This is a genomic window from Sphingobacterium sp. WOUb80 (assembly GCF_050058145.1).
In the GTDB taxonomy this organism is placed as follows: domain Bacteria; phylum Bacteroidota; class Bacteroidia; order Sphingobacteriales; family Sphingobacteriaceae; genus Sphingobacterium.
Map to the genome: position 1 here is coordinate 5555541 of NZ_CP165617.1, position 12770 is coordinate 5568310.

At 39.2% G+C, this 12770-nt stretch carries 14 protein-coding genes; all 14 read left to right on the plus strand.

Going from position 1 to position 12770, the window contains the following annotated elements; all coding sequences use genetic code 11:
• Positions 1–2 precede the first annotated feature (2 nt).
• The 14 genes from ureC (at position 3) to AB1Z56_RS22955 (ending at position 12684) form a co-directional block, all read left to right on the plus strand.
• Positions 3–1853, plus strand: a complete 1851-nt coding sequence (gene ureC / locus AB1Z56_RS22890) for an urease subunit alpha (protein ID WP_426790285.1) — start codon at positions 3–5, stop codon at positions 1851–1853.
• A 10-nt stretch (positions 1854–1863) separates the two neighbouring features.
• A complete protein-coding gene (locus AB1Z56_RS22895) occupies positions 1864–2358 on the plus strand; it encodes an urease accessory protein UreE (protein WP_309359920.1) in 495 nt (164 codons plus the stop codon).
• A 16-nt stretch (positions 2359–2374) separates the two neighbouring features.
• Positions 2375–3061, plus strand: a complete 687-nt coding sequence (locus AB1Z56_RS22900; protein WP_309359922.1) for an urease accessory protein UreF — start codon at positions 2375–2377, stop codon at positions 3059–3061.
• Positions 3062–3085: 24 nt separating this feature from the next.
• Positions 3086–3706, plus strand: coding sequence for an urease accessory protein UreG (gene ureG / locus AB1Z56_RS22905; RefSeq protein ID WP_293903212.1), 621 nt, complete (start codon positions 3086–3088; stop codon positions 3704–3706).
• 12 nt (positions 3707–3718) lie between these two features.
• Positions 3719–4657, plus strand: coding sequence for an urease accessory protein UreD (locus tag AB1Z56_RS22910; RefSeq protein ID WP_426790286.1), 939 nt, complete (start codon positions 3719–3721; stop codon positions 4655–4657).
• Positions 4650–5132, plus strand: a complete 483-nt coding sequence (locus AB1Z56_RS22915; RefSeq protein WP_293903218.1) for an urease accessory protein UreE — start codon at positions 4650–4652, stop codon at positions 5130–5132. The genes AB1Z56_RS22910 and AB1Z56_RS22915 overlap by 8 nt, the downstream gene beginning before the upstream one ends.
• A gap of 42 nt (positions 5133–5174) precedes the next feature.
• Entirely contained in the window at positions 5175–6224 is a 1050-nt protein-coding gene (gene mutY / locus AB1Z56_RS22920) for an A/G-specific adenine glycosylase (RefSeq protein ID WP_426790287.1), read from the plus strand.
• A 19-nt stretch (positions 6225–6243) separates the two neighbouring features.
• Complete coding sequence (locus tag AB1Z56_RS22925; RefSeq protein ID WP_293903224.1) at positions 6244–6702, plus strand: single-stranded DNA-binding protein; 459 nt, start codon at positions 6244–6246, stop codon at positions 6700–6702.
• A 180-nt stretch (positions 6703–6882) separates the two neighbouring features.
• Positions 6883–7923, plus strand: coding sequence for a phenylalanine--tRNA ligase subunit alpha (pheS, locus tag AB1Z56_RS22930; RefSeq protein WP_293903227.1), 1041 nt, complete (start codon positions 6883–6885; stop codon positions 7921–7923).
• A gap of 125 nt (positions 7924–8048) precedes the next feature.
• Positions 8049–8624 (plus strand): TetR/AcrR family transcriptional regulator, encoded by a 576-nt coding sequence (locus tag AB1Z56_RS22935; RefSeq protein WP_293903230.1) that lies wholly within the window; start codon positions 8049–8051, stop codon positions 8622–8624.
• A gap of 379 nt (positions 8625–9003) precedes the next feature.
• Positions 9004–10413 (plus strand): 23S rRNA (uracil(1939)-C(5))-methyltransferase RlmD, encoded by a 1410-nt coding sequence (gene rlmD, locus AB1Z56_RS22940; RefSeq protein ID WP_309359931.1) that lies wholly within the window; start codon positions 9004–9006, stop codon positions 10411–10413.
• A 4-nt stretch (positions 10414–10417) separates the two neighbouring features.
• On the plus strand, positions 10418–10816 hold the full coding sequence (locus AB1Z56_RS22945) for a hypothetical protein (protein WP_313266230.1): 399 nt from the start codon (positions 10418–10420) through the stop codon (positions 10814–10816).
• A 206-nt stretch (positions 10817–11022) separates the two neighbouring features.
• A complete protein-coding gene (locus tag AB1Z56_RS22950) occupies positions 11023–11781 on the plus strand; it encodes a hypothetical protein (RefSeq protein WP_426790288.1) in 759 nt (252 codons plus the stop codon).
• 213 nt (positions 11782–11994) lie between these two features.
• Entirely contained in the window at positions 11995–12684 is a 690-nt protein-coding gene (locus AB1Z56_RS22955; RefSeq protein ID WP_172462318.1) for an OmpA family protein, read from the plus strand.
• The last annotated feature ends 86 nt before the right edge of the window (positions 12685–12770 follow it).

Consider the following 12770-nt stretch of genomic DNA (forward strand, 5'->3'; position numbering starts at 1 on the left):
CTATGGGAGGATGGAATAGACGCGAATGGATTAAAGTCGTAGGGCTCACCACTTTGGGCTCTACCGTTGGTCTACATGCGCTTGGTTTAGATAAACTAGGTTTAGATAAATCATCAGTAAAATATGTTGATGGGGAACTTTATATCCCAAGAGACAAATATGCTGCTCTTTTTGGACCGACCACTGGAGATAAGGTTCGTCTGGCAGATACAGAGCTTTTCATTGAAATTGAAAAAGATTTCAATGTTTACGGAGAAGAGAACAAATTTGGTGGCGGTAAAACTATTCGCGATGGTATGGGGCAATCGGCTCGTGCCTTGCGCGATGAGGGGGTGTTGGATTTTTGCATCACTAATGTCATTATCATTGACCACTGGGGTATTGTAAAAGGCGATATCGGTATTAAGGATGGTAAAATTGTAGGTATTGGTAAAGCGGGAAATCCCGATGTTCAGGATGGCGTAACTAAAGGTATGGTAATTGGTGCTTCTACGGAGGTGCATGGTGGTGCTGGATATATCTTGACTGCCGGGGGTATCGATACGCATATTCACTTTATCTCACCACAGCAAATCGAAACTGCTCTATACTCTGGTGTAACTACTTTTATTGGCGGTGGTGCAGGACCTGCTGATGGAACACTTGCAACAACTGTGACTTCTGGGAAGTGGTATATCGAGCGTATGTTTGAAGCTTTTGAAAACCTTCCTATCAATGTTGGTTTTTTCGGAAAAGGTAACGTTTCTACCACGAAGCCAATCGAGGAGCAGATTGAGGCAGGGGCGCTTGGCGTAAAAATTCATGAAGACTGGGGGGCGACTCCGGCCACGATTGATGCAGCATTGAAAGTTGCTGATAAATATGATGTACAGGTCGCTATCCACACAGATACGCTTAATGAAGCAGGTTTCCTGGAGGATACTGTGGCTGCAATAGATGGCCGTGTTATCCATACCTTCCATACAGAGGGTGCCGGTGGAGGGCATGCGCCGGATATTATTAAGATCGCCATGTATCCCAATATTCTCCCTGCATCTACCAACCCTACAAAACCTTTTACAGTGAATACCGCCGAGGAACACTTGGACATGTTGATGGTTTGTCATCATTTGGATAAAAATGTGAAAGAAGATGTGGCATTTGCGGATTCGCGTATCCGTCCACAAACAATTGCTGCTGAAGATATCTTACAGGACATGGGAGTATTTTCGATTATGAGTTCGGATAGTCAAGCTATGGGACGTGTAGGTGAGGTGATCTCCCGTACATTCCAAACTGCGCATAAAATGAAGATTCAGCGCGGCCCTTTGGCTGAGGATCAAGGAAAAGGAAATGACAATTTCCGTGTCAAACGTTATGTATCCAAATTTACCATAAATCCAGCGAAAGCACATGGTATTGATCAATATATCGGTTCAATTGAAAAGGGAAAGTATGCGGATTTGATTCTTTGGAAGCCGGAACTGTTTGGTGTAAAACCCGAACTGGTCATCAAAGGAGGTATGATTTTAGGGGCTAAAATGGGAGATGCCAATGCATCAATTCCTACACCACAGCCGATTATCTATAGACCGATGTTTGGGAATTATGGTAAAGCCGTTTCAAAACTGTGTTTCAACTTTGTTTCGAAAGTGTCTTTAGAGAATGGAAATATCCAAAAATTAAACTTATCACGGAAGTGTCTGCCGGTAGTGGGATGCCGTACCGTGATGAAAAAGGATATGGTACACAATCATGCAACACCAAATATCGTGGTTAATCCGGAAACATATGAGGTAACTGTAGATGGCGTATTGGCTACTTGTGAACCATTGAAAGAACTTCCAATGGCACAACGTTACTTCTTATTCTAATGAGGTCTCTATGTTATTAGCAAGTGACGTTAAGGGTAATATTTGGACGGATGGTTTGGAACAGGATTCTGTAGAGCTGGATTTTTTAGAGCTCGAATGGTTCGATACCGAAAAACGTGTGATCCGCGGGTTCACTGTTCTGGGGCGAGAAATAGGATTCAAAAATCTAGGAGAGGAGTCCTTGTTTGATGGTGACATTCTGTTTGAAACAGAAGAGCTGCGTATTGTTGTCCGGATATTACCCTGTCCTTGCCTTGTTGTGCGACCTAAGAATGTGCTGGATATGGCTCGGATATGTCTTGAAATTGGCAATAAACACATTCCTGTTTTCATTAACGCAGCTCACGAAATCATTGCTGCATATGAAAATCCACTATGGGAAACACTGGAGAGGGCAGGTTTCTCTCCGACTAGGGAGCTCCGGGTAATCGAAAGAACCCATACATTACGGATCCATCAGTATGCGGTGGCCCAAAATAAAATTACACTGGCAAAAGGGATGTAAATTAATAAAACTAGATATGAATCCATTGTTGACATTGATGCAAATCAATGATTCTGTATTTCCGATTGGAGGTTTTACCCATTCCTATGGATTGGAAACTTATATTAATAAGGAGATTGTACATGATGCTAAAACAGCAAAAGAATATGCACAGACCTTATTGGAACATAGTTTCTATTATAACGACGCCGCTTTTTTCCATAAGGCTTGGCAGTTGTGTGAATCAAGGGCGACAAAAAAGAAGATAGCGGAACTTGATGCTTTGATTACGGCATTTAAAGCTCCCTATGAGATTAGGGATGCTAGCAAGAAATTAGGCATAAGGTTCTTAAAATTGACGGAAAAGTTAAAACCCGTCAAGCGTTGCTCGACCTATCTCAAGGCAATCAATACACAGGAGCTTCATGGTCATTATGCGATGGCATTTGCCATGTTTGCTCATGCACAGCAAATTAGTTACACAGATGCACTGAGTGCTTTTTATTATAATTCATTGAATGGCATTATGACAAATTGTGCAAAACTAGTTCCTATTAGTCAAATGGATGCACAGCAAATTCTGTTTAAGCTGCAGCCTTTAATTAATAAACTGGTGGCTTTACAACCTGAATTGGATGATGACCTGATCGGAAATTGTTGTATTGCGCAAGATATTCGATGCATGCAACATGAGAAATTATATACAAGAATTTACATCTCTTAAAAATTAGAAAAGGAGAAATAAAAGATGTCGAAGAGAAATTATGTGAAAATTGGTGTTGCAGGTCCTGTTGGATCTGGCAAAACTGCGCTCATTGAACGTTTGACACGTTCAATGTCGGCAAATTATAGTATTTGTGTAGTTACGAATGATATATATACCCGGGAAGATGCGATGTACTTACAGCAAAACTCGGCTTTACCTGCGGAGCGGATTATTGGGGTTGAAACTGGCGGCTGCCCCCATACAGCTATTCGTGAAGATGCTTCGATGAATATTGAAGCAGTCGAAGAACTGGCTCATCGTTTTGAAGATGTAGAGCTAATTTTTGTTGAAAGTGGCGGTGATAATCTGACAGCAACTTTCAGCCCTGATCTAGCAGATTTGACCATCTTCGTTCTTGATGTCGCTGAAGGTGAAAAAATGCCACGTAAAGGAGGGCCTGGCATTACACGTTCAGATCTATTGCTGATCAATAAGATTGATCTTGCGCCCTATGTACATGCTGATCTGGAAGTGATGCGTCAGGATACAATTCGCATGCGTGGTGAACGGCCATTTATTTTTACAAATCTAATGACACTCGAAGGCCTGGAAGACGTGAAAACATGGATCAAAAAATATGCTCTGTTGGAGCCGGTAGGTTAAAAATTAGCGTATATGGATAGTAAAATCGTATTAAATGTCGCCCGGGAAGAAGGTAGAAGCAGATTGAAAGAAAGTTATCATAATGCTCCCTATAAATTGACGCATTATGGGGCGGCCGGGTTGACAGATCATTTGGAAATGATCATTATGAGCGCATCTCCAGGGATCATGGATACCGATTACCTACATATTGATGTTCATGTGAAAGAGGAAGCACAATTGAAGCTTTTCACGCAGTCATTCAATAAGCTACATCCCATGAAAACCGGAGCGGGACAGCATACGGATGTACATGTTAACGCAGGAGGCGTGTTTCATTACATTCCACATCCTGTAACGCCGTTTAAAGATTCCATTTTCAAAGCCAGCAATCACATTCATTTGGCAGAGGATGCGGTTTTGATGTGGGGTGATATTATCAGTGTAGGGAGAATTCACATGAAAGAAGCTTTTGAATTTAATAGGCTGCATACACAAACGAAGATTTTTAGAAATGGTAAGCTGTCATTTATTGATAATCAGCTAATGAGCCCTAAAAGTCAACCGATCCAAAAAATGTTGTTTTTTGAAGGTTATACCCATCAGGCGACATTTTTATTTTCTGCACTTTTTGCGCAAGAACTCAAACAGGAGCTTGATGAGATCTTAACAGTCGAATATAACGATATCTCTTATGGATTTACGCAGGCATCGACAGATGTGGTTATTCTGCGTGCATTGGGGACCGATGGCGAGCTATTATACGACTTCTTACATATGCTAGGACAGTTGTGCTGGGATTTTACGCAGCATAAGCTTTCTGAAAAGAAAGAAAATAGCATGGTAAGGTCAATAGAGAAGGAGAAGGAGAAGGAGAAGGAGGAGGAGCTTGTTGAGGATAAGAAGTCTGTTCGAAAAAGTAGTAGAAAAGTTGTTGAAACAGGGGCGATAGAAGGGGTTAAGTATGCATAAGAATGGGATATTCAATGAGATCGTAATTGATGTCATCCCTGATTTTGATGATGTTAAATTGGGCCGTGACTCCGATATTCTGGATATTTCCTATTATGAAGTCAATAAGCGGGTCATTCAGCGAAAAACAAGAAGAGGGAATATTGTCCGGATACAACGAGATGAAGGCAATGCATTGCGTTCTGGTCAATGTATTTATCATCAGGGAGACCTTTTTATCCAGGTGAATATTTTACCCTGTCTTTGTGTGCTGCTCGATAGCCAAAACCTATCGGTTGTAGGAGAATTTTGTTTTGATGTGGGGAATAGACATTTACCTGTTTATTTAAAAGCAGATGGACGATTTGCAGTTTCTTATGACGGGCGACTCTATCAGGCACTGAAAGAAAAGTATACCGGTTCAATCGCATTGGAAAATACTATTTTAGAACCAGATGAGCAGATCACCTACATCCGTAGGCCAATCCTTGAATGATCGAATGCTTGGATTAGGTAAAAATTATGCATTTTTGCCTTTATGATATTTAGTGAGGAACTGCAAGCATGGTATCAGCAACATAAGCGAGATCTTCCATGGAGAGAAACAAAAGATCCCTATAAAATATGGCTTTCTGAAATTATTCTGCAACAGACTCGCGTTGAGCAGGGCTTACCCTACTATTTACGTTTTGTGGAGCGATTTAAGACTGTTGTTGATTTTGCGAATGCAGCGGAAGATGATATTCTTCATCTTTGGCAGGGCCTGGGGTATTATTCTCGGGGTAGAAATATGCACAAAGCTGCTAAAATTGTTCGTGACCAATATAATGGGGTTTTTCCCATAGATTACAAGACTTTAATAACTCTTCCTGGTATAGGGGAATATACAGCTGCTGCGATATCTTCTTTTTCTAATAATGAAGCTCAGGCGGTTTTAGATGGAAATGTATTTCGTGTGCTTTCTCGATATTATGGTATTGAAACCCCAATAAATTCTACTGAAGGCAAGAAAATCTTTACAGCTATAGCTAAAGAAAATCTCGATCAAGTACATCCTGCATTATATAATCAGGCGATTATGGATTTTGGGGCTATCCACTGCAAGCCCAAGCAACCCCTGTGTGAGGTCTGTATGTTTCGTCCGTTCTGTTATGCTGCGCTGAAAGGAGAAGTGGATAAATTGCCTGTTAAACTTAAAGGGAAGGCAAGTAGAGACCGGTATTTCAATTACTTTATTCTTAAAGAAGATGATCAAGTTTTGATGTCCAAACGTGGAGAAGGAGATGTGTGGCAGAATTTATATGAGTTTCCATTATTGGAATCAAAACATTCGATGACAATTCCGGAGTTTCTTGAATATGAGGATTTTATTCGATACTTTGGGGCCAATGTAAATTTACGGGTATTACAGACTCAGACAAAACATGTTTTGAGCCATCAGAATATCTATGCGACCTTTTTTGAAGTGCGGTTAGAAGGCGATCTAATTCAAAAAAAATCCAATTGGGATTATGTATTTTTAAAAGATTTAGATAAATTAGCTAAACACAAGTTGATCTTTGCCTTTTTGGAAAGATCAAATTTTTAACCATTTATGCTTTTAAATTATGTCAGGAGTTAACAAAGTCATTTTAGTGGGCCATCTTGGGAAAGATCCCGAAATTCGCTATTTAGAAGGTAATGTCTCTGTTGCCAGTTTTCCATTAGCTACATCAGAAACGTATAACAAGGACGGGAAAAGAGTAGAACAAACCGAATGGCACAATATTGTGATGTGGCGAGGTTTGGCAGACGTGGCGGTAAAGTATCTAACAAAGGGGAAGTTAGTTTACATCGAAGGCCGATTACGGACGCGTACTTATGAGGATAAGGAAGGTATTAGACGTTACGCTACGGAGGTTGTTGCTGAAACCTTTACGCTTTTGGGAAGAAAATCGGACTTTGAGCCAAATGGTGGTGTAAGTGCTGCTAATACTGGAAATACACAAGCACAGAAAGTCGAAGACAAAGAAGTGGAAGTTGATTTTACAGAGAATGATCAAGAGGATAATCCATTGCCATTTTAAGTTGAAGAATTTGTGATTATGTAAAAACTTTACTTTTCAAAATAAAGACATTAATAAATTTAGGAGCAGACACATCAGTCTGCTCTTTTACTTTATTTACATCTTTGTGTTTTTTCGTGATCGTCAGCCGAATGGCAAAATTTTTTTTTGGCAGAAATTTTGGCTATGTTTGCTCTAATTATGTTGCAAGATAGAATTACGCAGTATACTGAAGAAATTAAGGCATTTGTACCCTCTTCTTCAGCCGATGTAGAAAATTTCAGATTGAAGTTTTTGGTTTCCAAAGGGATTGTGAAAAATCTTTTTGATGAATTCAAAACCGTTACGCCTGATGAGAAACGTACTTTAGGAAAGGTGTTGAATGAATTTAAGCAGTTGGCGGAAAATACATTCAAAGAAGCCCAAGAGAAGTTTGGGTCAGGGGAAAAGCAAAAATCTCAAGAATTGGATAGTGATTTAACACTGCCTGGTCAGGGATTTCAGTTGGGGTCTAGACATCCAATTTCTTTGGTTCGTAAAGAAATCGTTGAAATTTTTAAAAAATTGGGTTTCATTGTTGCGGAAGGTCCCGAAATTGAGGATGATTGGCATAATTTCTCGGCGCTGAATTTTCCGCCGGAGCATCCTGCGCGTGATATGCAAGATACCTTCTTTATCAAAAAACAGGAAGGTAATGATATTACACTAAGAACGCATACGTCTTCGGTTCAAGTACGTCTGATGGAAGCGGGTAAACCGCCATTCCGCGCAATTATGCCCGGACGCGTGTATAGAAATGAAGCGATCTCAGCACGTGCACACTGCTTCTTTCATCAGGTAGAAGGTTTATATGTAGACGAAAATGTTTCTTTTGCTGATTTGAAACAGACTTTGTATCATTTTGTTCAGGAAATGTACGGAGAAGGTACTAAAGTACGTTTCCGTCCTTCATATTTTCCATTTACAGAGCCTTCGGCCGAAATGGATATCTCTTGTACAATCTGTAAAGGTGCTGGATGCAACCTTTGTAAATACTCTGGTTGGGTAGAAATTCTAGGTTGTGGTATGGTTGATCCGAATGTACTTGAAAATTGTGGTATCGATAGTAAAAAATACTCCGGTTTTGCTTTCGGTATGGGGATTGAGCGGATCACAAACCTTAAATATGTGATTAAAGATTTACGTCTTTTCTCTGAAAATGATACACGTTTCTTGTCTCAATTTGAGACGGAATTAATATAAATTAATATTCGTAAAGGTTATGGCATCACATTATTCTTCTCTATAACAAGGTGAGAGAACAGTGTGATGCTTTTTAGTCTTTATTCTTTTTAGCTGACATTCAACATTCGTACTATCTAAAGTATATGGAACCAGATTACATCATTGAATCCATAAAAAGAACAGCACGTGAGCTCTTTCGTCAAAACGGCTATCATAAAACCAGTGTGAATACATTGGCAAAAAAAGCTAAGATTGCGAAAGCGACTGTGTATAAGTATTTTGATAGTAAGGAAATGATTTTGCATGCTATTTTAATGGATTATCTTCGAGCTAGTCTGCAGGATATTTTGAAAACGACAAAATATGAAGATGATATGGCTTCCTTTTTAGCATCTACTATTCTACGGGTAAGCAGGCTGACTTATACTGCGTGCAATGAGTTGATTGGCTGGGAATTTATCCGGGAATCCGCAAATGCGCAGGAATATTTAAAAACACTTTCTGAAGATTTAGAATTTCTATTGCTAAGTACCTTTATTCAGAATGAAAAAATTAATGAAGCTGTCAGTGAAGAAAAATTGACTTTTTTGATCAAGTCAAGTAAAAGTATTGTGTTTTCTTTTGCTTTTACTGCAGTTTCTGATGCGGATGTACGCAAAAATTTTATTTCCTTTCAGAAGGAAATTCTGCCCTATCTCGTTCAGGCAACAGTCCAGTAAGGTTGTTGTTTTAATATTCTTTTGTGATACATTGTTTACTGTTTTCGTATTGTATTCGTACCTGCTTCGGACAGCCTTCGGAACTGATTGAATAAGTGATAATTGTTGAATGAATCTTGACCAGGTTTTTCCTGTTCAGAGTCTATACAAAGTCTGTTCGGGGGCTGGTCAGTGTCTGTTGTCGTCCGAAGGTGGTACGAACAAGGTCCGAATCTGACCCCAGTGTTCTATTCGCTTGAGACTTATAATAAGGTTACTAATAAGAAAATAGGTTTTGCACTTGATCCTTTATGAGTCTGTCCCGTAATCGTTGAGAATCAATGGCTATAAATAATTTATGCAGATGAAAAATCGGTATAAATTTGTATTTTTGCGAGCTATGAGTAGAAGAATTCCGCAAGAGAAAAAGTTCTTGAAAGATATTGCCATCATTGATATCGCCGAAGAGGGTAGAGGTGTTGGAAAAACCGACGATTTGGTTTTGTTTGTAGAAAAAGCTGTTCCCGGTGATGTTGTTGACGTGGAGCTTATGCGCAAGAAGAAGAATTTTGCGGAAGCTCGTATCACCAGTTTAAATGAAGCCTCTTCTTATCGAGTAGATCCTTTTTGTGAACATTTTGGTGTTTGTGGTGGATGTAAGTGGCAGCATATGACTTACGATGCACAATTAAAATTTAAGCAACAATCGGTTGACAATGCATTGTCGCGTATCGGAAAAGTGGATACTTCTTCGATGGAAGAGATCTTGGGCTCAACTCAGACGGAATACTATAGAAATAAGTTGGAATATACGTTCTCCAATAAAAAATGGTTGACATCTGTAGATGAGGATGCATCGACGTTGGAAATGAATGCACTGGGCTTTCATGTGCCAGGACGTTTTGATAAAATTTTGGATATTGATCACTGTTTTCTGCAGGAAGATCCTTCAAATGAAGTTCGCAATACCATTCGTGATTTTGCGCTTAGCCAAGGTATGACTTTCTACGATTTACGTGAACACAGCGGTGTATTACGAAACTTGATTATTCGCATTTCTTCAACCGGGGAAATGATGGTAATTGTGGTGTTTGCTTATCCAGAAGAAGGACAGGTTGAATTGTTGATGGATTTTGTTAAGGAAAAGTTTCCACAAGTTGCTTCCTTATTGTACATTATAAATCAGAAACGTAATGATACCATCTTTGATCAGGATATTCATGTATATGCCGGTCGTGATTTTATTTACGAGGAGATGGAGGGGCTGCGTTACAAAGTAGGGCCTAAGTCGTTCTATCAAACAAACTCTGCACAAGCGTATGAACTGTATAAGATCACACGTGATTTTGCGGATCTGAAAGGTGATGAATTAGTTTATGATCTATATACTGGTGCTGGTACGATTGCAAATTTTGTGGCAAAGAAAGCGAAAGAAGTTGTTGGTGTAGAATATGTTCCTACTGCTATTGAAGATGCAAAAGTCAACTCATCCATCAACAATATTAATAATACAAAATTCTATGCTGGCGATATGAAAGATGTGTTGACACCAGATTTTATCGCTGAACATGGTAAACCGGATGTCGTGATTACAGATCCTCCACGTGCGGGAATGCATGCTGACGTGGTAGCTCGTTTGTTGGAAATGGAATCGCCGCGCATTGTTTATGTCAGCTGTAATGCTGCTACACAGGCAAGAGATCTCGTGTTATTAGGTGAGAAATATGAGGTGAAACGTATCAAGCCAGTAGATATGTTTCCACATACGCAACATGTTGAAAATGTTGTTCTGTTAGAAATAAGGAAGTAAAATTATGGAAGTAGAAGATTTATTTTCGGGATCTGCAAGGGAGGAAAATACGCCGCCTACAGCGCAAAGTCCATTGAAAAGCTTGCAGGTAGATCTCGATTTTTATAGTGAATCAATTCGTGAAGTCGCACTGGAGATTGTGGAAGAAGGTTATTCCGATTATCCGATTTTTGTGGCCCATCAGCATGAAGTTTCCGTTGGTGAGGTGATATTAGATCGCAAGGAATTGGAAACGAAATGGACAATAAACGCCTCTACATTGGAAGAATTTGTAGAAATGGATATTATTCAGGAAGATCGAAAATCTTCTTTTATCCAAAACTATAAACCAGCGAAAGATTATATGTGTTTATTTGTTGTCGTTGCAGAAGGTGCTAATTTTGTTTTTTATCCCTACAAGTGATAAAGAAAGAATATTTAAACTTTTTTAACAGTACAAGTGTCAAACTATTATTACTTTTAGCGAAGTAGGTTAGGTGTAACGGATAATTCATAAGAGTGAAATAAATTATAAACTGTTCTTGCGAAAGCGGCTGTTTGACCCAATGAACTTGTATAGAGTGAATGCCACAGGCAAACCAATTGGGATAATTGAAGAGAAATAATAGGATGAAAATAATACATATACATTTAGGAATATTGGGGCTATTCTTGCTGTTGTTGACTAGTTTCGGGGCAACGGCACAACACCTTCAGAAAGTTTCTGGAATGGTATTGCAAAAAGGTAATGGTAATCGTATCGGTGATGCCGTTGTTCTGAATTTGAGGACTCACAGATCGACTTTAACAAATTCCTTTGGAGTTTTTACCATAGATGCATCTGTTGGTGATTCATTATCTTTCACTAAAGTTGGTTTTTCTCCTGTAAAAACTGTTCTGACAAATCTGAATGAGTTTTATGTCGAATTGCAGGAGGGTATTCGATTGGAAACAGTTGTTGTCGAGCGAAAGACTAAAGAGGCGGAATTAAATGATGCCATGAGCAATTACGGTAAAAAGGGTGTTTATAATGGTGGTAAAAATAAATTTGGAACCTATTTAGGCAGTCCTGCAACCGCCCTTTATAATCTTTTTGGACGGGAAGCTAAAAATGCGAAGCGTTTTGGGCGATTTATGGACAGGGAGAAAGAGGAGCTACAAGTTGATCGTATTTTTTCTCGTGAGGCTGTCAAAAATCTAACGAAACTGGATAGCACAGAATTAGATGCTTTTATGGTGCGCTACCGTCCATCATTTGATCTAGCGGAGCATTGGGGACAGTATGATCTGATGCATTATGTGCAACAGTCTATGGACGATTTTAATGCCAAAGGAAGGCCGAAAGGATCTCTTTTACCCGATATTGAAGTAAAGACACAAGAAAAGTAAAAACATTTTGCTTCTGCTGCTGTTAGCTGTTTATAAAGAATGGGAGAAGGTGGTTTAAGATTTTGTAGCGTATCAACGTCATTTCGGGAAGTTTTATAGCCCTTTTTTAGTGTTTTGTAACAAAAAAGTTGATAAAAATATCTTTTGGCACTTTGTTTGATTTTAGTAGAACGGTATTTAATTTGAATATTAAAAGTCTTAGATAGCATACATATGAAAATGAATAGAAAATTAGCTGTATTAGGTTTGACTGTTGCGACCTCAGCTATGTTATTTGGAAGTTGTTCTACAATCCAAAATACAAATAATACGACTAAAGGTGGTGTAATTGGTGGTGTTGCTGGGGGTGCTTTAGGGGCATTGATCGGCGGTAAAGCTGGTAATACGGCTATCGGTACGTTGGCAGGTGCTGCTATTGGTGGTGCTGCTGGTGTATTGATCGGTAAAAAAATGGATAAACAAGCTGCTGAGATTTCTAAAACTGTTGAGGGAGCTGAAGTTACGCAATCTGCGGAAGGTATCGTGGTTAAGTTTGATTCAGGTATTTTATTTGACTTCAATAAATCAGATTTAAAAGCGTCAGCTAAAGATAATATCGCAAATTTGGTAACAACCTTGAACAAAGAACAAGGTACTGAAATTTTGGTGATCGGACATACAGATAATGTAGGTACATTGGCTGCAAATGAAAAGGTATCTTTAGATCGTGCGAATTCGGTACGTGCATTTGCGGTTTCGAAAGGTTTAGCTTCTTCGCGTATCAGAACCGAAGGTAGAAACTTCTCTGAGCCAATTGCAAGCAACGATACGGAAGCAGGACGCGCTCAAAACCGTCGTGTTGAGATCGTTATTGTAGCAGGTGATCAAATGAAAAAAGAAGCAAAACAACAAGCAGGTCAGTAAATAGGTTTCGGGAATAATCTCCTGGAACAAATTTATCTTGATTTCGAGTCATAAGAAAGCGTTGATTTAATCGACGCTTTTTTTGT

Coding starts and splice junctions, on each gene's coding strand:
- rlmD (WP_309359931.1), top strand. CDS start 9,004: ATGAGTAGAAGAATTCCGCAAGAGAAAAAGTTCTTGAAAGATATTGCC.
- mutY (WP_426790287.1), top strand. CDS start 5,175: ATGATATTTAGTGAGGAACTGCAAGCATGGTATCAGCAACATAAGCGA.
- AB1Z56_RS22955 (WP_172462318.1), top strand. CDS start 11,995: ATGAAAATGAATAGAAAATTAGCTGTATTAGGTTTGACTGTTGCGACC.
- AB1Z56_RS22895 (WP_309359920.1), top strand. CDS start 1,864: ATGTTATTAGCAAGTGACGTTAAGGGTAATATTTGGACGGATGGTTTG.
- AB1Z56_RS22915 (WP_293903218.1), top strand. CDS start 4,650: ATGCATAAGAATGGGATATTCAATGAGATCGTAATTGATGTCATCCCT.
- AB1Z56_RS22935 (WP_293903230.1), top strand. CDS start 8,049: ATGGAACCAGATTACATCATTGAATCCATAAAAAGAACAGCACGTGAG.
- AB1Z56_RS22910 (WP_426790286.1), top strand. CDS start 3,719: ATGGATAGTAAAATCGTATTAAATGTCGCCCGGGAAGAAGGTAGAAGC.
- pheS (WP_293903227.1), top strand. CDS start 6,883: ATGTTGCAAGATAGAATTACGCAGTATACTGAAGAAATTAAGGCATTT.
- ureG (WP_293903212.1), top strand. CDS start 3,086: ATGTCGAAGAGAAATTATGTGAAAATTGGTGTTGCAGGTCCTGTTGGA.
- AB1Z56_RS22925 (WP_293903224.1), top strand. CDS start 6,244: ATGTCAGGAGTTAACAAAGTCATTTTAGTGGGCCATCTTGGGAAAGAT.
- AB1Z56_RS22950 (WP_426790288.1), top strand. CDS start 11,023: ATGAAAATAATACATATACATTTAGGAATATTGGGGCTATTCTTGCTG.
- AB1Z56_RS22900 (WP_309359922.1), top strand. CDS start 2,375: ATGAATCCATTGTTGACATTGATGCAAATCAATGATTCTGTATTTCCG.
- AB1Z56_RS22945 (WP_313266230.1), top strand. CDS start 10,418: ATGGAAGTAGAAGATTTATTTTCGGGATCTGCAAGGGAGGAAAATACG.
- ureC (WP_426790285.1), top strand. CDS start 3: ATGGGAGGATGGAATAGACGCGAATGGATTAAAGTCGTAGGGCTCACC.